General features: G+C 53.2%; 21 protein-coding genes. 6 read left to right on the plus strand and 15 right to left on the minus strand.

All coding sequences use genetic code 11. The features are described 5' to 3' along the window. Positions 1 to 9: 9 nt before the first annotated feature. Positions 10 to 954: an aldo/keto reductase gene (locus tag NST08_RS17600; protein ID WP_341342087.1), complete on the minus strand. Its 945-nt coding sequence runs from the start codon at positions 952 to 954 to the stop codon at positions 10 to 12. Positions 955 to 1065: 111 nt separating this feature from the next. Then, positions 1066 to 1896 (minus strand): amidohydrolase family protein, encoded by an 831-nt coding sequence (locus NST08_RS17605; protein ID WP_210095454.1) that lies wholly within the window; start codon positions 1894 to 1896, stop codon positions 1066 to 1068. A 139-nt stretch (positions 1897 to 2035) separates the two neighbouring features. Between NST08_RS17605 and NST08_RS17610 the strand changes: the two genes are divergently transcribed. From NST08_RS17610 to NST08_RS17620, 3 genes are all read left to right on the plus strand, one after another. Further along, positions 2036 to 2911, plus strand: coding sequence for an AraC family transcriptional regulator (locus tag NST08_RS17610; RefSeq protein WP_210095455.1), 876 nt, complete (start codon positions 2036 to 2038; stop codon positions 2909 to 2911). A 250-nt stretch (positions 2912 to 3161) separates the two neighbouring features. Then, positions 3162 to 3689, plus strand: coding sequence for a hypothetical protein (locus tag NST08_RS17615; protein WP_028407236.1), 528 nt, complete (start codon positions 3162 to 3164; stop codon positions 3687 to 3689). Further along, a complete protein-coding gene (locus NST08_RS17620; RefSeq protein WP_167324088.1) occupies positions 3667 to 3819 on the plus strand; it encodes a hypothetical protein in 153 nt (50 codons plus the stop codon). The genes NST08_RS17615 and NST08_RS17620 overlap by 23 nt, the downstream gene beginning before the upstream one ends. 299 nt (positions 3820 to 4118) lie before the next feature. Here the strand turns inward: NST08_RS17620 and NST08_RS17625 are convergent, their stop codons facing one another. The 11 genes from NST08_RS17625 to NST08_RS17675 all read right to left on the minus strand — a co-directional run bounded on the left by NST08_RS17625 (position 4119) and on the right by NST08_RS17675 (position 17427). Continuing rightward, a complete protein-coding gene (locus NST08_RS17625; protein WP_007128488.1) occupies positions 4119 to 5072 on the minus strand; it encodes an ROK family protein in 954 nt (317 codons plus the stop codon). A 36-nt stretch (positions 5073 to 5108) separates the two neighbouring features. Then, positions 5109 to 5795 carry a copper homeostasis protein CutC gene (locus NST08_RS17630; RefSeq protein WP_007128489.1) on the minus strand — a complete coding sequence of 229 codons (687 nt, stop codon included), beginning with the start codon at positions 5793 to 5795 and terminating at the stop codon, positions 5109 to 5111. A 5-nt stretch (positions 5796 to 5800) separates the two neighbouring features. Then, entirely contained in the window at positions 5801 to 7279 is a 1479-nt protein-coding gene (locus NST08_RS17635; RefSeq protein WP_210095456.1) for a M17 family metallopeptidase, read from the minus strand. Between the two features lie 50 nt (positions 7280 to 7329). Further along, positions 7330 to 8319 carry an ABC transporter ATP-binding protein gene (locus NST08_RS17640; RefSeq protein WP_341342088.1) on the minus strand — a complete coding sequence of 330 codons (990 nt, stop codon included), beginning with the start codon at positions 8317 to 8319 and terminating at the stop codon, positions 7330 to 7332. Further along, a complete protein-coding gene (locus tag NST08_RS17645; protein ID WP_341342089.1) occupies positions 8316 to 9320 on the minus strand; it encodes an ABC transporter ATP-binding protein in 1005 nt (334 codons plus the stop codon). Before NST08_RS17645 ends, NST08_RS17640 begins: the two co-directional genes overlap by 4 nt. Before the next feature lie 12 nt (positions 9321 to 9332). Beyond that, a complete protein-coding gene (locus NST08_RS17650; protein WP_007128493.1) occupies positions 9333 to 10247 on the minus strand; it encodes an ABC transporter permease in 915 nt (304 codons plus the stop codon). A 12-nt stretch (positions 10248 to 10259) separates the two neighbouring features. Next, the gene (locus NST08_RS17655) at positions 10260 to 11186 is read right to left on the minus strand and encodes an ABC transporter permease subunit (protein ID WP_007128494.1); all 927 of its coding nucleotides are present in this window, start codon (positions 11184 to 11186) and stop codon (positions 10260 to 10262) included. 113 nt (positions 11187 to 11299) lie between these two features. Next, entirely contained in the window at positions 11300 to 12892 is a 1593-nt protein-coding gene (locus tag NST08_RS17660; protein WP_341342090.1) for a glutathione ABC transporter substrate-binding protein, read from the minus strand. 119 nt (positions 12893 to 13011) lie between these two features. Continuing rightward, a complete protein-coding gene (locus NST08_RS17665) occupies positions 13012 to 14016 on the minus strand; it encodes an asparaginase (RefSeq protein ID WP_007128496.1) in 1005 nt (334 codons plus the stop codon). Between the two features lie 27 nt (positions 14017 to 14043). Beyond that, the gene (locus tag NST08_RS17670) at positions 14044 to 15201 is read right to left on the minus strand and encodes an ROK family transcriptional regulator (protein WP_341033106.1); all 1158 of its coding nucleotides are present in this window, start codon (positions 15199 to 15201) and stop codon (positions 14044 to 14046) included. A gap of 1989 nt (positions 15202 to 17190) precedes the next feature. Beyond that, entirely contained in the window at positions 17191 to 17427 is a 237-nt protein-coding gene (locus NST08_RS17675) for an indolepyruvate ferredoxin oxidoreductase subunit alpha (RefSeq protein WP_007128499.1), read from the minus strand. A 284-nt stretch (positions 17428 to 17711) separates the two neighbouring features. Here NST08_RS17675 and NST08_RS17680 point away from each other — a divergent pair, with 284 nt between their 5' ends. Further along, complete coding sequence (locus NST08_RS17680; protein ID WP_341342091.1) at positions 17712 to 18359, plus strand: helix-turn-helix transcriptional regulator; 648 nt, start codon at positions 17712 to 17714, stop codon at positions 18357 to 18359. Positions 18360 to 18522: 163 nt separating this feature from the next. Here the strand turns inward: NST08_RS17680 and NST08_RS17685 are convergent, their stop codons facing one another. Together NST08_RS17685 and NST08_RS17690 are read right to left on the minus strand one after the other, a co-directional pair. Next, positions 18523 to 19623 carry a PQQ-dependent sugar dehydrogenase gene (locus tag NST08_RS17685; protein ID WP_341342092.1) on the minus strand — a complete coding sequence of 367 codons (1101 nt, stop codon included), beginning with the start codon at positions 19621 to 19623 and terminating at the stop codon, positions 18523 to 18525. 18 nt (positions 19624 to 19641) lie between these two features. Beyond that, positions 19642 to 21153 (minus strand): UDP-N-acetylmuramoyl-L-alanyl-D-glutamate--2,6-diaminopimelate ligase, encoded by a 1512-nt coding sequence (locus NST08_RS17690; RefSeq protein ID WP_341342093.1) that lies wholly within the window; start codon positions 21151 to 21153, stop codon positions 19642 to 19644. A gap of 239 nt (positions 21154 to 21392) precedes the next feature. Between NST08_RS17690 and NST08_RS17695 the strand changes: the two genes are divergently transcribed. Beyond that, positions 21393 to 22247: an SDR family oxidoreductase gene (locus tag NST08_RS17695; RefSeq protein ID WP_341342094.1), complete on the plus strand. Its 855-nt coding sequence runs from the start codon at positions 21393 to 21395 to the stop codon at positions 22245 to 22247. 211 nt (positions 22248 to 22458) lie between these two features. Next, positions 22459 to 23259: an N-acetylmuramoyl-L-alanine amidase gene (locus tag NST08_RS17700; protein ID WP_341342095.1), complete on the plus strand. Its 801-nt coding sequence runs from the start codon at positions 22459 to 22461 to the stop codon at positions 23257 to 23259. Positions 23260 to 23334: the final 75 nt, after the last annotated feature.

Here is a 23334-nt window from a genome sequence, read left to right on the forward strand (position 1 = left end):
CCGCCCCCTTTATGGTTTGATCCCTTCATTGTATTCCGGGCGTCCGCTTATCCAAGTCCGGCCTTGAATCGGCTCCAGGATCCTTAAAACCTCGGCCGCCAACCTTTGATCCAGAGGTTCTTCGGTCCATTCGGCATTGCGCACGATGTTATCCGGGTTGGCCGTACTGACCAGCGTCGTCGGAATCTGCTCATGCGAGGTCGAGAACTGCACGGCCAGCTTGGCAATATCGATTCCTTCCTTCGCGCAATATTCAGCCGCTTGTCTGCACGCTTCCTTGATTTCCGCCGAAGCCGGATGCCATGACGGCGCTCCTCGACGGCTAAGAAGCCCCATTGACAATGGAGATGCGTTAATGAGACCGATTCCTTCTTGATGAAGCAACGGCAGCAAATCTGTCAAGGTATGATCATTTAAAGAATAGTGGCAATACGAAATGATTGCATCCACCTTCGTCTGAGGCAGCAGCTGTTCAAACAGCTGTAACGGCAAACCGCAAATTCCGCTAAAGCGGATTTTACCTTGTTCTTTTAAATGCTGGAGTGCAGGGATACCCTCCTCCAAAATGATCTGTGCGGGCACGAACTCAATATCATGCAGGAAGAGGAAATCCACATAGTCGGTATTCAACCGTTTCAAGCTCTCATCTGCACTTGCAATGATCCGCTTGAATGTGAAATCAAAATCCTGCTCGCCATAGCGGCCGGCTTTGGTGGACAGGTAAAATTTGTCCCGGGGGATCTGCCGGATGGCTTGACCAAGCACCGTTTCCGCCTTCGTCAGTCCATAATAGGGCGAAACATCAATCAGATTAATTCCTGCATCAATGGCTGCGTGAACGGTTCGGATTCCCTCGCTATCGTCCGTCTCCCGAAAGACGGAGCCCAGCGAGGATGCGCCGAAGCTTAATACGGAAACCTCCAGTCCGGTACGACCCAGCTTGCGGTATTTCATAGTCTTAACCCACCTTATTTATTGAGATTACGTTTTATAGCAATGAGGATTACTAGCATCTTAGCGAAAAGGAGTAGAGGAATTTCCTCAACCCCGTCGTTGTTGGGATATTCAGAGCCTGTAGAACTCCACGGCATTCAACCCGAACAATCGGGCCCGCTCCTGCTCTCCCCATGCCTTGGGCAGCGCTGCTTCTAACACGTGCACGACTTGGCTATATTCAGCGGACAGCAGACATACCGGCCAGTCGCTTCCGAACATGACCCGCTCGGAACCGAACAGGGCAATGGCTTTATGTACATAATCTGTGAAGTCCTCCTGGTTCCACCGCCGATGCTCGGCCTCGGTGACCATGCCGGACAGCTTGCAGTAAATTCCCGGAAAGCGTGCGATTCCTTTCATGAAGCTCTCCCAGGTCTCAATTTCCCCGCTTCTTATCGGTGGTTTGCCCAGATGGTCCACCACGCCCCGCATGTCCGGGACTTGCTGGATGAGCTTCAGTAAGTGCTCCAGCTGATGGCTTCGAACAAGAAGATCGATCGGAACCTCTTCCTGGATATACATACTCAAGGCTTCGATAAACGCCGGCTCCAGAATGGCACTGGAATCAGGCATATCCTGTATCATAATCCGGAAACCGATAAACTTTGGATGCTTTGAAAATCGTTCATATTGGCGGCGATGCTCCGGATCGAAGAGATCGATCCACCCCACCACGCCGAGAATGGAAGGATCGCGATCGGCCAGAGATAAGAGATAGTCCGTTTCTTCAAGGGTCGGGGCCGCCTGAACCGCAATCGTGCCGTCAAGCTGATGCGCATCCAAATGCGGTTTTAAATCGGATGGCAGGAAGTCCCGGTAAAGCACGGGAAGCTCAGGTGTGATCCATCCGTAATCCCCCCGTTCAATCCGCCAATAATGCTGGTGGGCATCTACTTTCATGTACTTCCCCCGCCTTTCTGCATCGCTTTTCATATCCCCATTGTATGTTCAATATCCGTGTATAAAAATAGCGTATTCTTGCAGATTCATAACGTATTTTGATATTGTGAACGTATCAGAGTGAAGGAGGACGATCATCATGACTCCCTTGCGCAAAGCCTTTAACGGAGACCCCTTGTTTCCTATGGAGCTGGTTTATCGGACGCAAAAAAGCCCCCGCATGGAGCTGCCCCACCATCTGCACGATCTTTACGAATTGGTATACATACATCAGGGGAAAGGCACTTTTTTTATTGAAAACAAATTAGTTGAGAAAAAAGAAGGCGACCTGTTTATCATTCCCGGGAACACGATCCACAGCTCTTTCCCTGACCCGGAAGATCCGATTATTTCAAGCGCGTTATTCTTCGCGCCATCGCTCGTCCAAGGTGATCCTATCAGCGATTTACAATACGCTGCCCTTCATTGCTTCGAAATTTCCCGGAAATCGGGAGCTTATCGTTATGAACTGTCAGCGACCGATCAAATGTATATCGAGGACAGACTGAAAGCGATGTCGGACGAGATTGGGCAGACCCGGTTAGGATCCCGGGAGGCGCTTGTGCTTCAGCTGCGCTCCATCCTGCTGTATATCAATCGTTATATCAGCGTCTCATCTGCAGAGAAGCCGGCCCCTGCGGCGCTTGGACCCGCTTGGCTGATCGAATCCATTCAATGGATTCACGAGCATCTGGATCAACCTATTGGACTAGCCGTACTGTCGGCGCATGCGTCGGTAGATCCCGCCCATTACTCCAGAATGTTCAAGAAGTACACCGGCCTAACGGTTACCGATTATATCAATGCGAAGCGGATCGCGCATGCCAAAGATCTTATGCTCACGAACGAGATGCCCATAGGCCGCATCGCGGAAATTTGCGGGTACGACACCCTGACGCATTTTCATCGAAAATTCAAAAGCTTGACGGGAATGACGCCTGGAGCTTACAGGAGGCAGGCGCTGTCAAACGGCTAGGATTATCGGGAAGATAACCATGAGATATAGGATCTCCCCAACATGCCGTCGACCGATGTTTAGATCCCGCGAATCCCATCAAATGATAATTTTATTGCAAAAATCATGAACGCGTAAGCAACCTTTTCCATTTGGAAGCGTCTATTCCTATATATAGGAACTTTGCGTTCGTAGGAGCGTGCTCCACGCAAGCCCACATTCATTTGTTAATCCATACGAATGTATCAAATCGAGAGGTGATTGCGTACATATGAGTCATATTACAATGGCGGAAGCTTTGGCTGTCCGGGCAGCCATGAATCGACTGATTAATCAATTGATGCAGGAGCGATTGAACAACAGCAGCACTATTATTGAAAAAGGGGAGACCGCCGAGGTGCCTGCGCGCAGTGTCGATGTCATCACGGAAGAAATCGATGCCGTCTCCGCCGATTTCAGAAAGCTGGACCTTTTAATGGCGATTTCAAATACCACCGAGACGATCCCGTGGAACGGCAGCAACATAACCGTCATGGAAGCGATCGAGCTGGCCAAGCAGATGCGCAATGAAATCGGACAGCTCGCGCATCTCGGCACCCGCAAGAAGCTGGAGCGCCAGAGCAGCCGGGGTCTCGAGGGCGGCGCCGTAACGCTCTTCAATGTGGCGTTATATGATCCGGAAGCCTATCATGCAGCCGCCCGCAAGAAGGAACGCGAGGTAACAAAGCTTTCCTCCCTGATCGAGCATGCGAACCATCATTCGAAGATTCCCTTCGATGCTACGAAGTACATGGAGTAACGGAAGCCGCCGGCTTCAAGCCTACAACGTTATGCCGCGTGCAGGTTTGGAGCCGGCGGTTACCGCCGGCTGGCGGGAAAGTGCGGGCAGCCGCTTGTTGTTTGTCGGATACAAACAAATGAATAAGTAAACCTACAATCGACTCCAATTGTGAAAACGGATGACGGTTGACGGATTACGCACTTCACTCGATTACGTTTAACGGACTTTCGAACGCGAATATGAATCGCCCCGTTTCCCGCCGTCCCACATAACAACCATCGGAACAGCCTCAACCTATGACGCCGATGGAGCCATGCCAAATCTGGAATCTGCAACGAACAAAAAGCCTCCAGCCCGCTATGAAACGGGTTGGAGGCTTTTATTATGCACGGGAGTCACAACAGAATAATTTATTTCAATTCATCACATGCCTGTGATTCTTGCATTCTATTGAAACAAGGCGGCCGCTCCGACGAGACCGACATCATCCCGCAGACCGGCGGGAACGATCTCATAGGTTCCTAGATAAGCCGGCATAACCAGCTTGTCCGTCATTTCACGGAGCGCCGGGAATAGAAGCTCACCGGCTCTGCTGACTCCCCCTCCGATTACGATCCGGTCCGGATTAAAGCTGTGAATGACGTTGACCAGACCAAGAGCCATATAGTAGACCGCGCGATCGATGACCTCGATCGCGACAGCATCGCCCAGCCTCTTCGCTTCAAAGACATGCCGGGCATTGACGCTGCCGTCGGCTGCTGCCAGCTCGGCGATCATACTTGTCCGCTCCTGAATCTTCAGGGCAGCTTCCTGGCCGATCGCCGTCCCGGATGCAAATACCTCCCAGCAGCCGCGGCTTCCGCAGTTGCACTGCGGTCCACTTGGATCGATGATGTGATGCCCCAGCTCGCCCGCATAGGAATTGCTTCCAAGGAACAGTTTCCCGTCCAGCACGATGCCCGAACCGATTCCCGTGCTGAACGTGACGTACACCATGTTCGTAGAGCCTGCGCCGGCCCCGCGTACATATTCCCCCCACGCAGCGGCATTGGCATCGTTCAATACCTGGACTTCGGTATTCAGCTCCCGTTCCATCCATGCTTTCAAGGGGACATTCGTCCATTCCGGCAAGTTCGTGCCGTAAATGACGATGCCCTCCCTGCTGTTCACCGCTCCCGGCGAAGCCATCCCGACACCCCGCAGCGGGTGGCCGCCCGAAACGCTTCGGATCATCGCCGTAATTCTCCCGACAACCTCCTCAGCCGTTCGGGCGCCTGCCGTCTCCACTTGCTCGCGGTTCAGCAGCCGACCTTCGGAATCAAAGAGCGCAGCCGCGATCTTCGTACCCCCGAGATCAACGCCAACTACAAATTCTTGTTGTTTATTAAGAATGGTTTGCAATTTGTGTTCACCTGTTTTCCGATATGTTTGCTACATCTATTGATGAATGCTGTCTGCCAGCGACCGAAGCTCAACCGGATCAATCGGCTTCAGTCCGGATCGGCCGTAGCGGACCGCCGAGCCGAAATGCACTTCTGTTACACCGGTCTGATCGATGAAGTCCCGAATGATCTCCCACGTTAAGCCATTGCCCGCCAAAATCTTAAGATGACTGCCGCGCGCCTCTTCGACCAGCCGTCGAATTTGCGGAATGGCTTGCGGTGCCGGCTGGGGTCCGCCCGATGTCAATACACGGGTAACCGCCGGATATTTCATTAACGTGCGCAGACCTTCGAACTGATCATCCAACTCGTCAAAGGCGCGGTGATACGTCACCTGCATATCCCCGGTCCACGCCAGGAGAGCACCCAGCGTTTCTTCGTCGATCTTCCCGTCCGGAGTCAGCGCGCCGAGGACGACCCCGGCTGCTCCGGCGCTGCGAATCGCCTGAATCTCGGCGATCATGGTGGCTACGTCGGTCTCGCTGTACACGAAGGAACGGCTGTGAGGCCGGACCATCACATGGACAGGAATGTTTACTGCCTTGATGACCTGCTGGACAAGTCCAATTCCCGGTGTCAGTCCGCCTTCCGTGATCGCCGTGATCAGCTCCAGCCGATCTGCCCCGTTATTTTCAGCGGTCATGGCGTCATCTACGGTCGTGGCTATAACCTCTAGGATCATCGAGCTCACCCCTTCCCGGAAGCCGGTTTCTTATGAAACTGCTTCTCTACATAATCCGCCAGCAGCCTGGCGCCGTAGCCGGTTGCTCCCGCAGCAGCATGCGGAAACTCCCGCTTGTACTGAACCGTTCCCGCCATGTCGATGTGGACCCACTTCATCGATTCCGGAACAAAATGCCGGATAAACAGGGCGGCCGTAATTGCGCCGGCCAAGGTCGACGTGCCGACATTGCGCAAATCCGCGTAGTCGCTCCGCAGCTCGGACTCGTATTCGTCCACAAGCGGCATTGGCCAGAGCCGTTCGCCGTTGCGTTCGCCGATTTCGACCAGGTGACGGGTCATCGCTTCATCGCCCCAGATCCCTGCCAGCTCGAGCCCGAGCGCAGCGCCGACATTGCCTGTCAGCGTCGCGATGTCGATCACTTGATCCGCCTGAAGGGTTGCCGCATGAAGCAGCGCATCCGCAATGATCAGTCTGCCTTCACCGTCCGTATTCGCGACCTGGACGCTGATGCCGTTCGGATAGTGGATGACGGAGGACGGCAGCATCGCATGCTGGTCCGGGAGATTATCGGCAACCGCGATAAGAGCTGTTACCTTCACCGGCGCTTTCCGGGAGATCAGAATCTCCATAGCGCCGGCTACGGCAGCCGCGCCGCCCATATCCATGCGCGCATCGCTTATATCCCTGCCGGTCTTGACGTTCATGCCGCCCATGTCAAAGGTAATGCCTTTGCCGATTAGCACGACATGAGGGCCCTTCTGTCCAGCCGGCAAGCCGTCATACGAAATTTCAACCAGGGATGGCTCGAATCGGCTGCCCTTCCCGACCGCAAGCAGTCCATTCATCTGGCGCTCATGGAGCTCGTGGCCGCGGTATACATGAAGCTTGGCCTTCGTGTTCTTGAAGTGTTCCTCCAATACAGCAGCGAACGCTTCCGGATTCAGCGTCTCCGGCGACTCATTGACCAAGTCCCTGGCAAGCCTCGTTCCCCGTTCGCGGATCGCGGCGATGGACAGCAGGGTATCCAGCTCTTCCCTCGGGATTCCTTCCCAATCCTTCGATCGGATATGAAGCTTAATCGTGGCTTCCGTTGCCGTAATGCCTCGATGCTTATTGAACCGATACAATCCGTATAACCAGCCTTCCATCCAGGCCTGGAATTCCTCTGCCTCCGTCAGCTTGGTTTTCTCCGAACCCGTATCAAGCGGTTTACGGATGAGAACAGCGCTTGTTTTATGTTCCTTCAGCAGAGCCCGCGCAACTGAAGCCGCTGCTTTACGCACTTTCTCTACGGTTAGCTGCTCTCTTGAACCCATGCCTGCGATTAAATAATCCGCCTCATCCCGGGAACGTGCATACAGCCATGTTAAGCTTCCGCTTCGTTTTCGGGAATCAGGGAGGCGAAACGGCGGCTCGTCTCCCTCATATATCGCATAGACCCGGCTATCGGCAACATGCGATTCATCAAATATGATATTCATCGGCGTATTTCCCTCCTCTGGCTCTATTTCAACCGAGCGTTTCGATCCGGTTAAGCTTGCTTCATGATCTCCTCATCATACAAATGGCAGGCCACCTGATGGCCCGGTTCGACTTCCCGGAAGACCGGCGCCTTCTGCTTGCACACCTCCATGCAGGCAGGGCAGCGGGTATGGAAACGGCATCCCGTCGGCGGATTAACCGGGCTTGGCAGATCCCCCTTCAGAATAATCCGTTCTTTCTTCAGCTTAGGATCCGGTACCGGCACCGAGGACAGCAGCGCCTGGGTATAAGGATGCAGCGGACGGTCATAGAGCGTATCCTTATCGGCTGATTCGACCAGCGTTCCCAAATACATAACGCCGATCCGATCGCTGATATGCTCGACGACGCTTAAATCGTGAGAGATGAACAGATACGTCAGGCCGTACTCTTCCTGCAAATCCTGGAGCAAATTCAGCACCTGCGACTGGATCGATACGTCGAGAGCCGAAACGGGCTCATCCGCTACGATCAGGCTCGGCCGTACCGACAGCGCACGTGCAATGCCGATCCGCTGGCGCTGCCCGCCGCTGAACTCATGGGCGTAGCGCTCGGCATGAAAGCTGTTCAGACCCACCGTTTCAAGCAGCTCTCCGGCCAGCTTGTCACGTTCCTTTGCGCTTAGCTTCGTGTGGATCAGCAGCGGCTCCGCTACGAGCTCCTTCACCTTCATCCGCGGATTCAACGAGGCGTAAGGATCCTGAAACACCATCTGCATATTTTTTCGCAGCGGGCGCATCTGGTTCTCGTTGAAACGGCTGATATCGGTTCCGTTGAAAATAACCTCGCCGTCGTTTGGCGTTAACAGGCGCGTAACAAGCCGGCCGGTGGTCGACTTGCCGCAGCCGCTCTCTCCGACGAGACTGAAGGTTTCGCCCTTCCGAATCGCGAAGGAGATTCCGTCAACGGCGCGAAGCTGCTTGGAACTGCCGAAGAAGCCTTTTTTGACCGTAAATGATTTCTGCAGGTTTCGTACTTCTAATAGCGGTGATTCGTTCATGCCGTTTCTCCCCCTTTCGCATGCCCTTCCTGCGTCAGCCAGCACCGGCTCTTTCGATCTGCTTCATTCGCAACCGGGAGCAGCTGCGGCTCCTGCGACAAGCAGCGCTCCATCACATAGGGGCACCGGGGCGCAAATTTGCAGCCCGGAGGCATGTTGCGCAGATCGGGAACGTTGCCCGGAATGGATTCCAGCCGACGAACCTTCTGTCTAAGCTTCGGCACCGAGGCGATGAGTCCCTTGGTATACGGATGCTGCGGATTCTCGAACAGCTCGGTCACGCTCGCCTCTTCCACGACCCGGCCAGCATACATGACGACCACCCGGTCGCACATCTCCGCCACAACGCCGAGGTCATGCGTAATAAGCAGCATGCCCATGTTCTGTTCCTTCTTCAGGCGGTTCATCAGTTCGAGAATTTGTGCCTGGATCGTCACGTCAAGCGCCGTCGTAGGCTCGTCCGCGATCAAGAGCTTCGGATTGCAGGCCATCGCCATCGCGATCATGACCCGCTGCCGCATGCCCCCGGACAATTGGTGCGGATAATCGTCAACCACTTCATCGGCCCTTGGAATCCCGACGAGCTTCAGCGATTCGATCGCATGCTCGCGCGCTTTCTTCCGGCCGTATCCAAGATGGAGCATGATCGACTCCTCAAGCTGCTTTCCGATGCGGAGCACGGGATTAAGCGAGGTCATCGGCTCCTGGAAGATCATCGCAAGCTCATTGCCGCGGTAGCGGCGCATGTCCTTTTCCGGCAGCTGCACGAGGTCCTTGCCCTCAAACAAGACCGATCCGCCGGCTATTCGGCCGGGCGTATCCTTGAGCAGTCTCATGATAGACAGGGAGGTCACGCTTTTTCCACAGCCGGATTCGCCCACGAGCCCAAGCACTTCGCCTTTGTTAATGTGAAAGTCCACGCCCGCCACGGCGAGCACCGAGGAACCGTCCCGCTTGAATTCGGTTTTGAGTCCTTTGACTTCTAGCAATGTTTGCGTCACGTTCAATCCCCCCTATTCGTTCTTCGACTTCGGATCCAGCGCATCGTTGAGTCCATCGCCAATCAGGTTGAACGCGAGAACCGTCAAGAAGATGAGCAGACCCGGAAAATATACGATGTGCGGTGCGATGCTTAAATAATCGCGTCCCATACTGAGCATCGCGCCCCAGTCCGGCTCCGTCGGCTTGGCGCCAAGCCCGAGGAAGCTGAGGGAGGATGCCGCGAGAATGGCTCCGCCGATCTTCATCGAAACGTTGACGATGATGCTCGGCACCGTTTCAGGGAAGATATGCTTCCAGATGATCCGGTTGTTTTTCGCGCCCATCGAGCGGGCAGCTTCGACGTACAGCGATTCTTTCGCGGACAGCGTCACGCTTCGGATAATTCGGGCGAAGGAAGGCGTTCCGAATACCGCTACCGCAATGACGACATTGGACAAGCCCGGACCGAGAATCGCCACGATGCCGATTGCCAGAAGCAGATCCGGGAAGGAGAACATAACGTCGCTTCCGCGCATGATCAGGCGGTCAATCCAGCCGCCGTAATAGCCGCTGATAAGCCCCAAAATCGTACCGGCAATAGCCGAAATAAATACGGCGCTCAGGCTGACCGACATCGTCAGCCGGGTTCCGTCGATCAGACGGCTGAGAATATCCCGTCCGTATTCATCGGTCCCTGCCCAGTGCGCAGCCGAAGGGCCTTGCATCATTGCATCGTAGTTCGGCTCGTTCGGAGGATATGGAACAATATGCGGGCCGATGACGGCCAGCACCAGCAATATCAAGATGAACACGCCGGATACGACGGCAAGCTTTTGCTTCATAAACTTGGATACAAACGTGCTGAACTTCCCTTTGACCGGGCTGTTCACCACAGCCTCCCCCGGTACGGAGGATGAATGGACCGTTACTGAAGAATTGTCGCTCATGAGCTCCCCCTCCTATTTCGATGCATACCGGATTTTTGGATTCAGTACACCGTATAATAAATCGACAATCAGGTTAATCAGAATAAATTCGGTCGCAAACATCAGGAGCAGCGCCTGAATGACCGTATAATCCCGGAACGCGATGGAATCGACCAGCAGCCGGCCCATCCCCGGAATACTGAATACGGTTTCGACCATAACCGAGCCCCCGAGCAAAAAGCCAAATTGAAGCCCGGCTACCGTAACGACCTGGATCAAGGAATTGCGCAGCGCGTGTCTTCCGACAACGACGAATTCCCGCAGACCCTTCGCCCGTCCGGTCCGGACATAATCCTCACGCATCGATTCAAGCATCGACGTGCGGGAGTACCGTGCGAGCATGGACATAATTCCCGCACCGAGCGTGAACGAAGGAAGAATATACGATTGCCAGCTGTCAACGCCGCCGGTTGGGAACCAGCCCAGCTCGACGGAGAAGATTTGAATCAGAACGAGACCCAGCCAGAAGCCCGGCAGGGAGATTCCCGAAATGGCAGTGAGCATCCCGAGGTAATCCGGCCATTTGCCGCGATTGACGGCGGACACGATCCCGATCAAGAGTCCGATGACCAGCGCCCAGCCAAGACTCGTAAACGTTAGCACGATCGTCGGAAAAAACCGGCTTTCCAGCATATCCACGACCGGCAGTCCGGAGGTAATGGAAACACCCAGGTCACCCTTCAACAGATCACCCATATAGTTAACATATTGCTGCCACAGCGGCAGATTTAGTCCCAGCTGCTCCCGTATCCCGTTGATCTCCTCAAGGGTGGCTTCCTTACCTGCGACAAGCCGTGCCGGGTCTCCGGGAATCAGGTGAATAAACATGAACACAAGTATCGACACAATGAATAACAGAGGGATGACACCCAGCAGCCTCTGAATTGCATATCTTCCCAAAGGATAAGCCTCCTTTCAACATGCCAGCCTTAAAAATAAATGGGCCGCTTCCTTATCATCAAAAGAGGCGGCCCACCCTAGTTCAACATTTCAGCAAACCCGTGCTGCCAGAATTACTTCACTTCGGCATTCAATACATTGATCGAGCCGTCAGGGAATACTTTCACGCCATCCAGATAAGCGCGTTTACCCGTAATGACTTGGTCTACGCCCAGGAACACCCATGGAGCGTCTTCCCAGATTTGCTTCTGGATATTGGCATAGATTTCTTTAGCTTCGTCCGGATTAACCGATGCGTTTGCATCCTTGATCCATTGATCGACATTATCATTTTTGTAATATGCGGTGTTGGAGCCTGCAGGCGGGAAGAACTCGCTGCTGAACAGACCTTTCGTCGCACCGTCCGCATCGCCGGAAGAAGGAGACCAGCTCACGTACCACATTTGGATTTTCGCATTTTCCGGCGTAGCCGAGTTGATCTGATCGGACAAGGTCGCGCCTTCCATCGATTTCACTTCAACCTTAATGCCGACAAGCGCAAGCTGCTGCTGAATAAACTGCATGCCCTTCATCGTCTCGGAATCGTTCTCGCCCCAGATCTCGGCTTCGAATCCGTCCGGATATCCCGCTTCCGCGAGCAGCGCCTTTGCTTTCTCCGGATCATAGTCATAACCGGATTGCTCCGAATAGTACTGGGTCATGGAGGACATGGAAGACTTCAGCTTAGATCCAAGACCGGATTTAACAACCTTGATATAGGCATCCTTATCGATTGCATAGTTGATCGCTTGACGAACCTTCAGATCGTCATACGGCTTCTTCATCGTGTTCAGCGTGATATAGCGAACGATCGTCGAATCGATTTTATCCACCACAATGTTGGAATCGCCTTCGACCTCGGATACTTGCTCCGTCGGCATCGGGTAGATGAAGTCCGCTTCGCCGGTCTTCAGCATGGCAATTCGGGAACCGTTCTCCGGTACAGGCTTGAACGTGATGCTGTCCACCTTCGGAAGCCCTTCCTGCCAGTATTCTTCATTCTTAACGACAACCAAGCGGTCGCCTTGAACCCATTCCTTGAACTTGTATGCGCCTGTTCCTACCGCATTCTTCGTCACATCCACGCCGTCTTTAAGCGCTTTAGGGCTGATCATGAGCGCCATGGCGGTTTTGTTCAGAAATGCGCTGTACGGCTGGCTAAGCGTTATGACAACCGTATTCTCATCCGGTGTTTTCACGTCGGATACCGTCGAGAAGCTGCGGCGCATTCTGAGATTGTTCTTTTCGTCCAGGATGCGATCCAGGTTAGCTTTTACAGCTTCGGCATTGAAGTCGGTGCCGTCATGGAATTTCACGTTTTTACGAAGATTAAACGTATAAGTCAGACCGTCTTCGCTGACTTTGTAATCTTCAGCCAAGACCGGAACGAGTTCCATCTTTTCATTGAAACCCATCAAGCCTTCGTACATCGTGCGCGCACCGGAGATCGAGTGCGTATCGCCGGCATTATGCGGATCCATCGTGAGGAAATTCGCGTTGATCCCGATGGTGATATCCTTGTTGTTTTTCGTCACCGGTTTGCTTTCCCCGCCGGCGTTGCTGGCCCCTTCACTGCCTCCACTACCTTTGCCGCCGCAAGCTGATGCTACGATTGTAAATGCAAGCAACAGCATGAGCAGTGACCATGTTCTACTCTTGAATCTCATTGTTTACTCCCCCTTTGATGTAGTAAAGAATCTATAGATTCACTCGGCATGCCCTGGAATGGATCGAGGAGCACCCGAATTCCTCACCCTTTATTTGTTGCGTTCAAAATACGCTCCCTCTATTTGTTCCATTCAAATACGGCGCGGCGCTCACCTACAAGCGTTCCACCGTCGTTGAGAATTTCGTTCGGCACGAGCTCGTACAGCCGGTCGATCGTGGCTTGGTTGCTATAACCCAGCCGCTCCAAAATGGTCGCGATGATGCATGGCCATACCTGCTCGGAACCGTCGGATACCTTAAGGGAAATCGCCAATCGTTCCTTCCGAAGCCCGATGCCGTATACTCCTTTAGCACCGCCCTTGGCAGTCAGGTTGTCATCCTTCAAAAGTGCAGAGCATACGAATTTCGTGTCTGCGATGATATCGGGGTATTCGTTCATCACCTTCGCGATCCTTGCTGCAGCTTCTGCCGTCTCCGGGTCCTGGATCAAGTCCGGACAAGCGAGCTTCAAGAATGAATAGGCGATCCGGTCCAGCGGAATCGCGAAGATCGGCAGACCGCAGCCGTCAATCCCTTGCGGGATGGAGGATACCGGAACTTCCGCGATATCGGCGAGCGTTTCAAGGATTTCCTTTTGCAGCGGATGCTCGGGTTGGTAATACGTCGCTTCATCCCAGCCCATATGCTTGCACAATGCAATCATTCCGCTATGCTTGCCGGAGCAGTTGTGGAAAATCCGGCGCTTCGCCTCATGGTTCTGATGGCGCTCGGCCTTCGCATCCTCGTTCAAGGGGTATGTAGCGCAGCAGTGGAGCGCGTCCTCCTGGATGCCAATTTTGCCCATGAGCGATTCAAGGGCATCAATGTGGAAGCTCTCTCCCCGGTGGGAAGCCGCAAACAGAGCCGTCTCCTCGCCGGTCAGTCCGTATACTTCGTCAATACGGCGCTTCATAGCCGGCAGTGCTTGAAAAGGCTTTGCAGCAGAGCGCAAAAACGTCATATGATGGGGATCGCCTGCCGCATAGAGCACCTTCCCGCTTTCATCGACGACGCTCACCGCGCCGTAATGGACATTTTCCAGCACATTGCCGCGGTATTCCTCTACCAATGGAACAAATCTCATGATTATTTCCCCCGATCTCCTGATGAATTAATTCAATTGAAAATAACGATCCTGCGCCACCATACCCGAGCCGATCATGACGCCTTCCTCATGCAGCTTCGAACGGACGATGGAAAAGCTGCCCTGAAGCGGCTCCCACACATACCTCGAGCAAAGGTTGACGATCTCTTCATGCACCTCCGGGAACTTGTCCAGGATTTCGCCGCTCAGGATGACGCTGTCCGGGTTGTACATGCTGACCACGTTATTGACCGTGATGGCCATATACGCAAGGGCGCGATCGATTAAGTAGCAGGCCCAGTGAGTACCCGCACGCCGCTCGGCAAACAGCTCCTCGATCGTGCGGACCGGCTTGATTTTACTCGCTTCGGATAATAGGGACGGGATGTTAATATACGTCTGCAAACAACCGGCCTTACCGCAGTCGCACATCATGCCTTCCGGGTCCACCGTCGTATGCCCGATTTCACCCGCGCTGTTCGTCACCCCGCGATAGATTTCGCCTTCCAGTATCAAGGCAGAGCCGACGCCATTACCAAAGCCGAGGAGAACCGTCCGATTCGAACCATAGGCGGAGCCCTTCAACTGTTCGGCTAGGGCCTTTACCTTCAACTCATTGTCCACGACAGCCTGAAACCCGGTCACGTCCTGAAGCAGGTCGGCGAGGCGGATATTCTTCCAGCCCAGCTGTACGGAGAATTTAACAATCCCCTCCTGGACCTCGATGATGCCGGGAAGCCCGACGCCGATGCCCACGATGCGCTTGCGGTCGATGCCGCCAGTCGCAATCAGATCTTCGATCGTGCTTCCAATCCTCGCTACGGTCGTGCTCGCCTCCTCGTTCGGCGGTCTGCTGAAACTCTCGCTGCACAGAACGTTTCCTTGGATATCGACGAATCCGATATTCGCCCGATCACGGTCCAGCTCCACGCCAATCGAAATAACCGCGGTATCCAGCAGTCGGATGAGCGAGGATTTTCTTCCGCGCCCGGCGGAAACCTGCTCCTCCGTTTCATGCACATATCCCTCATCCGTCAGTTCGGCTACAATCCGGCTGACGGTCGTCGGGCTCATGCCCGTCTGCTTCGCAATGGCTGCTCTTGAAATCGGCTGTTCATTCTTGATGATCTGGAACACCGTAAGTCTGTTCTGCCGCTTCATAAAATCCTGGTCATGCTTTTTCATGAAGACATCCCCTATTTAATTTCATCAATAGATTAATTAGCGCATTCTTCCAACTTATTAGGTGGTTAATCATCAAAATTCTGTGTTAAATATCATATTTTTCATTTTTATTCTCCAGTGATGATATTAATAATAAAATGGCATTTATGAATGTGTCAATATATATGACACATTTAATTTTCCTCAAATTTTTATTACCAATGTAAGCATTTCAATTTTACTCTGAAAAAACACAGCTCTCCTGTACGGATACATTTGGTTTTTACAAGCGTACAATATGACATGTACCTAACATAACAATTTTCAAAAAAGCGAAGGTCACTATCGGGAATGTCAAAATTAATCCACTGAAGAAATGAATTCTAAGAACAGCGGTCTGATCCAGCGGCGGGGAACTCCAACTGCTTTCCGTTGAGCCTTGTCCATTAAGTGTTATGGTGTGAGTTGGCTTGCGTGTCTAATTGCGGTGGCGTCGGGGAAGTGAGTGGGTCGTTTTTTGGGTTGGCGCATATTGGGCTTGTTGTTTGGGTAGTTGTTTTAGTTATTGAAAATGGGGCTGGTGTTTTGATACTGCTGTTTAGGGAGCGGTTATACGGGGCATTAGATGGGTATTGAAGGGAAATTCTGAAATAACACGTTGGAACACACAAAGCAGGGACGCAGTAGATGTCCAATACCGTGCGATTAGGACGATCTATTGCTAATCTATGTCTTTCTTCATCAACCTCGCTCCTCCTTGAACGATTATGATTCATACCGTTCCTTCTGAACCGTATCAACCAGTGTTGGCTATAAGTCAAACAAACCCTGAGCTGAGCATGAAATCCATAGATTTCGCAATTTCGTTTGCTTATGTATATAGAAACACCAGATAGCGTTCCCTTATGCGAAACGTTAATCGTTTATCAAAAAAACCTATTTAAGCGAAAAAAAAGGCATAGAAGACTCTTTTCCATGTTTTTTTCTATGAAGGGACCACCCCATACTAATGGGCGGCCTTCGCTTTTCAACAAGCAAGCCCTACCGAAGGTCGAGGCGAGCCCCCACACCACCAGCGGAGGTTTGAGGATAGCCGATCCTTTGGGAGTCCGTTTCTACTGCTTACTATTCCATTCCGGAAACGGACGGACAAGAGAGCGGATATCTCCAAGCCTCAGCGCAAAAAATGGCCACCCATTCAAGGGTGGCCTGTCTCGCACTTGCCTTTGGTTTGCTCGCCCTACCGAAGGTCAGGGCGCGGTCCCACAACCCCCAGCGAAGGTTTGAGGATAGCCGATCCTTTGGAAGTCCGTTTCTACCACTCAATATTCCATTCCGGAAACGGACGGACAACAGAGCGGATAGCCTCAAACCGGAGTCACACAAAAAGGCCACCCTATTCAATTAGGGTGGCCGACGTTGTCTTCCCAGAGCAAGGCCCAACCGAAGGTCAGGGCGAGCCCCCAACCCCCCAGCGGAGGTTTGAGGATAGCCGATCCTTTGGAAGTCCGTTTCTACCACTTAATATTCCATTCCGGAAACGGACGGACAACAGAGCGGATAGCCTCAAACCGGAGCGCCGACAACAGAGCGGATATCTCCAAGCCTCAGCGCCAAAAATGGCCACCTCATTCAAGGTGGCCTGTCTCGCACTTGCCTTTGGTTTGCTCGCCCTACCGAAGGTCAGGGCGAGGTCCCCCCCAGCGAAGGTTTGAGGATAGCCGATCCTTTGGAAGTCCGTTTCTACCACTTAATATTCCATTCCGGAAACGGACGAACAACAGAGCGGATAGCCTCAAACCGGAGCGCAAAAAATGGCCACCTCATTCAAGGTGGCCTGTCTCGCACTTGCCTTTGGTTTGCTCGCCCTACCGAAGGTCAGGGCGAGGTCCCACACCCCCAGCGAAGGTCTGAGGATAGCCGATCCTTTGGGAGTCCGTTTCTACCACTTACTATTCCATTCCGGAAACGGACGAACAACAGAGCGGATAGCCTCATACCGGAGCGCTGTTACTTGCTCCTATAATACTCAACCGCTTTATCAAAATAATGCTTCTGATCCTCGGGCAAATCCTCGAAATAATAGATCGCCGCCACCGGGCAGGCAGCCTCGCAGGCGCCGCAGGAGATGCAAATGTCCGTATCGATATAGAATTGGTCGTCGCCTTCCTCGATACAGTCTACAGGGCACACATCAACGCATTCTCCCGCCTTCTCTTCAATACAAGCCGATCCAATGACATACATCGGTTATTCCACCTTCCCATGTGTGATCATTCATCCATGATTCGTCCGGTCGAAATCTGCTGCAAAATCATAAATCTTCAATTTCCATACTTTGTATACTAAAATATATCATAATTATGTAGGGAGCATAGCCGAATGTCAATCGGCCGCACCCGACGGATGCCGAAAATCCAGGCGAATCGGTTGACTTCTATCCATCAAAGACATAAGATGAGACATATTGCTTTCATCTCAATCAACACAGCTGTGGAAGCTACTCATCGAGAATCAAGGCGGTGATTATTATGGAACAAGAAGTCGCTTACAGCACACGCGAATATATTATGCAATTATTAAAAATAAACGGCGAGCTGAGCACAAAGTCCATTACCGAGGCGCTCGGAATTACCGGAATGGCGGTTCGGCGCCATCTGGAGAGCTTAAAGAATGAGGGCTATATTACATTTCGAACGGTGAAGCAGCCCATGGGCAGACCCGTTTCCCTATACAGTCTTACCGAATCTGCGGAGGATTTCTTCCCTAGAAACTATCATTCCCTCGCCCTGGACCTGCTTCAAGAGCTGCAGGATGAGGCAGGAGACGAGATGATCTCCCTGCTGTTCGATAAGCGGAAAGAGACGCTGCGAAGCAAATATTCGCCTACCGTCGCTGCGGACGCGTTAGAGGAACGGGTCGCTGCGCTGGCGCAAATTCAGAATGACAACGGGTACATGGTTGAAATTAAAAAGGTCGCCGAAGAAGAGTTCATTCTCGAAGAATTAAACTGCCCCATCTCTCAGGTCGCAAGCCGCTATCAGCATGCCTGCCGCTGCGAGCTGGATTTATTCCGGTCACTGCTCGGGGCAGATGTGGAGCGTACCGAATGTCTGGCCAAAGGCGGCAAAAAATGCGTGTACCACATACGCAACAAGCAGCATGAAGCGCAAATGTAATATCCATTCTTGCCACGAGGCGACCCGTCCATACAGGATGGGTCGTTCTTTTTTATATCGCCCTGTCCGCAAATCCTCTCATCCCGATAGAGCCCTTTAACCAAAGGCTCGTACACCTTCCTGCTTTATTCTATTCCCGAAATAATCGATTATGATTGAGCGTCTACAATTCCAGTACAAGCAGCCGGTCATCCCGTTCACCAGGCACTCCCCGTCCATCCGTATTATTGGTAATCACATAGATTCGGCCGTCCTGCACCTTAACATCCCGGAGTCTTCCCTCGCCCGCCAGCACCGCTTCAAGCTCGGCCTTGTCCGGATCAAACCGGTACAGCTTGCTGCCTCGAAGGGTAGCAACGTACAGCAAATCCTGCTCGTCGAACGCGACACCTGAAGGAGCTAACGCAGTTTCGCCTGTATGGTATACTGGCTGTTCCATGCCGCTCTTCCTCGTGTCGCCAATCATCGCAGGCCATCCGTAATTGCCGCCGGCGGCGATTTTATTGATTTCATCGTGCCCGCCGGGGGTCCCAGAAGGCCCGTGCTCGGAACTGTACAGCTCCCCGTCGGAATTCCAGTCAAGGCCCTGTGCATTACGATGCCCGAACGAGTATACATAGGAATCCGGCATAGGATTATCGGCTGGAACCGAGCCATCCAGCGAGATTCGGAGGATTTTCCCCGCCAGGCTCTCCGGATCCTGCGCCAGCTCGCCATTACCGGCATCTCCGGTCGTGATGTAGAGGAACCCGTCCGGACCGATCGCGATTCTTCCGCCGTTATGCACATTTGATCCCGGGATGTCCTCGATGAGAGAATCCGTCTCCTTCCACAACGTTGCATTCTCTTTAAGACGCACCAACCGGTTCTTGACCGCCCCATCCTGTTCATACGTATGATAGGCATAGGCCGCGTTCGATTTCTCGTAATCGGGTGCGAGGACGAAGCCAAGCAGACCGCCTTCGCCAATGGAGGCAATCGGCTTGCTCGTGACTACAGGCAGTCTCGATAAATCGCCGTCCCGGATTTGAACGATATTCCCTTCCCGTTCGCTAAGAAAGATGACTTCCCCATGAAAATCAATGGCCCACGGCGTTTCCAAATGCTCGGCAAGCACTTTGTAAGAACCGCCAGTCCCACGCTCAACATTTTCCCTACGTTCTTCCCCTCCCGAAGACGGGGGAACGGATCTGCCCGAGCATGCCGGCATCAGCAGCATAATCGCCGTAATCAAGACATACGGTATGAAAACATATCGTTTCATCGCAACACTCCTCTGCTCTTATAAGTCTGGGGCGGTCGCAGTCTGAATGCCTCCTTCGGATCCGGCAAGCGAGTGGAGCACAATCTCCTCATCGCTGAACAACTCGGTTGTTCCGCCCGCGACGTAACGCCGTTCATGACCGCGGCCGGTAATGATGATGCGGTCCTCATCCCCTGCCATCTCCACCGCTCGCTGGATCGCTTCTTTACGATTCAGAACGACTTCCCAATTGATCGATTCCCGGGCATTCAGACCGTTCAGCATCTCCGCCAGGATGACCTCCGGATCCTCTGAGAACGGATTATCTGTCGTAAAAAACACATAGTCACTATGCGTGGCGGCGATATCGGCCATGATGGGCCGCTTCAGCCGGTCTCGCTCCCCTCTGCAGCCAAGCACACAGATCATTTTGCCCGAGGTAATGGATCTTGCCGACTGCAGAGCGGCCTTCAGCCCGTCGGGATTATGGGCATAGTCGACCATGACCCGAAAGCTCTTATTGGTTTGTATTTCTTGAAAACGGCCCTGAACTCCTGCAAATTGCTCAAGACTGTGCCGAATTTCCTCCAAACGAAGCCCTTCCACTAAACCGACGGCGATCGCTGCCAGCGCGTTATAGACATTGTACGTTCCATGGACTTTCATAGAAAACCGCCCATCCCCCCAAGGAGAGCGGACCATAAAGTCGCATCCCTCCGAAGAGTAGCGGATGTCCTCCGCGCGAATGTGTGCATGCTCCTTTATGCCGTAGGTCACGACCTGCGCTGATGTTCGCTTCGCATAATACGCCGATGCCTCGTCATCGGCGTTCAGCACGGCTTTCTTCTGCATATCCCGGCTGCTGTTGCCCAATTGGGAGAAGAGGAGCTCCTTCGTGTTGCGGTAGCTGTCCATATTCAAATGATAGTCCAGATGATCATGGGACAAGTTCGTGAACACGACGGTTTGAAAATCAGATCCCCGCACCCGCCCCATATCCAGACCGTGCGAGGACACTTCCAGGACGGCATATTCCGCTCCAAGCGCAGCCATGGTATGGAAATACCGCTGAAGCTGGATCGTATCCGGCGTCGTATTGAGAGTGGGCTCCGTATGCTCGCCTACCCGCATATACAACGTGCCGATAATGCCTGTTCTTCGCCCACAGTCATTCAATATCTTTTCCACCATATGGGTGGTCGTCGTCTTGCCGTTTGTCCCTGTAATGCCGATGAGTTTAAGTCTTCCAGTAGGATTCCCAAAAAAAGCGTTCGCGAGAATCGGCAGCGCACGGCGCACATCCGGGACCTTGATACAGGTTACATCCGCAGGGAGATCCGGCAGGTCCTGCTCCGCAACGACAGCAACAGCCCCATTAGTAACGGCATCCCGAGCATAGTCATGTCCGTCGACACGAAATCCGGGCACGCAAATGAACAGACCGCCCGGCTTTATATTGCGGGAGTCGGTATCCAGATTCGTTATCTGTAATGAAGTACTGCCGGTAATCGTCTTCAGAATCAGCCCGTCCGTCAATGATTTCAGATTCATGCAAGGCTCCTCGTCTCGTGATGGTATCGTGTCCTATAGGATGTAGAATTAGCGACGAGATATGCGTTTAGTCTAACATTTCTAAATAACCTAACCTTCCGCATAGAAATTGAAACATCAGCCGTAAGCGTTTCCAATGGTTAAGAGGGTTATCGCGGGTTCGCACAGAATTTTTAGGTATGAACGAATTCATCAACCGTAACGTCATATCCAGAACTCAATACGAAAGGAAGATGAGCATGGGATTGTTCGCAAATGATTTGCTTAAGGAAAGGGTTGTTTTGATTACAGGCGGAGCTACCGGACTGGGTCGGGCGATGGGAGAGACCTTCGCGAAGCTTGGGGCGCGGCTCGCCCTATGCGGGCGCCGCGAAGAACGGTTAAAGCAGACTGCCGAGGAATTCAGAGGCCAAGGGCTCGAGGTATGGTATAAGACCTGTGACGTGAGGGATCCCGACCAAATCGCCGAGCTTGTGGACGCTGCCGAAGCGCATTACGGGAGGATCGACGTGCTCGTCAACAATGCGGCCGGCAACTTTATCAGTCCGACCGAACGCTTGTCGCCGCGGGCCGTCGATGCCGTGCTCAATATCGTCCTGCACGGTACCTTCTATGCTACGCTCGAAGTTGGCAAACGCTGGATCGATCAAGGCCATCCGGGAACAATGCTTAACATTGTGACCACCTACGCATCGACCGGATCAGGCTATGTCGTTCCTTCCGCCGCCGCGAAGGCAGGCGTCCTTGCGCTCACCCGTTCACTGGCTGTAGAATGGGCCCCATACGGGATACGACAGGTCGCAGTCGCTCCGGGACCCTTCCCGACGGAAGGGGCCTGGTCCAGGCTTTCTCCCACCCCCGAGCTTGAACAGAAGCTGGTGGATCGCGTCCCTCTCCGCAGGGTCGGCCGGCCGGAGGAGCTCGCCGATCTGGCGGCTTATCTGATCTCGGACTATGCGTCCTATATCAACGGCGAGGTCATAACCATCGATGGCGGTGAGTGGCTGCAGGGTGCCGGGCAGTTCAACGCGTTGTCCGAGATTACGAGCGAGCAATGGGATAAGCTGGCCGAGCTGACGCGGAAAGGAAAGTAATCCCAACTCTTTTTCTCCCCCGGATGGACAGAAGCAAACACCAAATGTACCGAATCGGCGTACCCTAATATATGATCCTTGTCCTTGCGGCGGGTACATCGTATCGGTCTGCACACAACCGTCCCAAGGCCAGAAATCCTTGGCCTTTCCGCTCGCCGCATCGGCTGATCGGTTATCAGGATCTCACAATCCTTAAAGGCGGTGAAACATCTTGAAGAAGGTTTGGATCGATGCCGGACATGGAGGTAAGGATCCGGGCGCCACTGCCAACGGGTTGCAGGAGAAGGATATTGTGCTTGCATTATCTCTTGCCGTCAAAAAAAGACTGGAATCCGAATATGACGGCGTGAAGGTATTCCTCTCCCGCTCTACCGATGTTTTTGTTGAACTGCCGGACCGGACCGCTGCAGCCAATCGGGAGAAAGCGGATATTCTCGTGTCCATTCACTGCAATGCCGGCGGCGGCTCTGGAGGATTTGAAAGCTATCGGTACCCTCATGCTTCCGCAGCTTCAATCGCATTTCATCATGTGCTTCATTCAGAAATCATGTCCGCATTGAGGCAGCTGGGGATAACGGATCGCGGGCAAAAGACCAAAAACCTCCACATGCTTCGCGAAAGCGCGATGCCCGCAGTCCTCACCGAGAATCTGTTTGTCGACGTTGCAGCGGATGCTGCCCTATTGAAACGGCAGGAGGTTATGAGCGCTTTGGCGGCCGGCCATACGGCTGGGATTGCTAAGGCATTGGGACTTCAGCGAAAAGGAGGGAATCAGGTGGATCAACCGGGACGCGATATTCATGTGGTAAGTCCCTGGGCCGCCGCGGCTTGGGATGAGATGACCAAGAACGGTTATTTTGACGGGAGCCGGCCGGGCGCACCGATTACGCGGGAGGAATGCGCCATTGTTTTCAACCGATTACGCAAAGATATCCTGTCCATGCTGTCTGGAAATCAGGAGCAGCTTAAGGCGCTGGAGAAACGTCTGCAAGCCCTGGAAGACGGAAAATAAACGATTTGACTGCAAAGAGGCTGTCCCGTGTTCATTCTTCCGGGAACAGCCTCTTGTCAATGAATCGATTTCAAT

The sequence above is a fragment of the Paenibacillus sp. FSL K6-1566 genome (genome assembly GCF_038050475.1).
In the GTDB taxonomy this organism is placed as follows: Bacteria; Bacillota; Bacilli; order Paenibacillales; family Paenibacillaceae; genus Paenibacillus_AQ; species Paenibacillus_AQ lactis.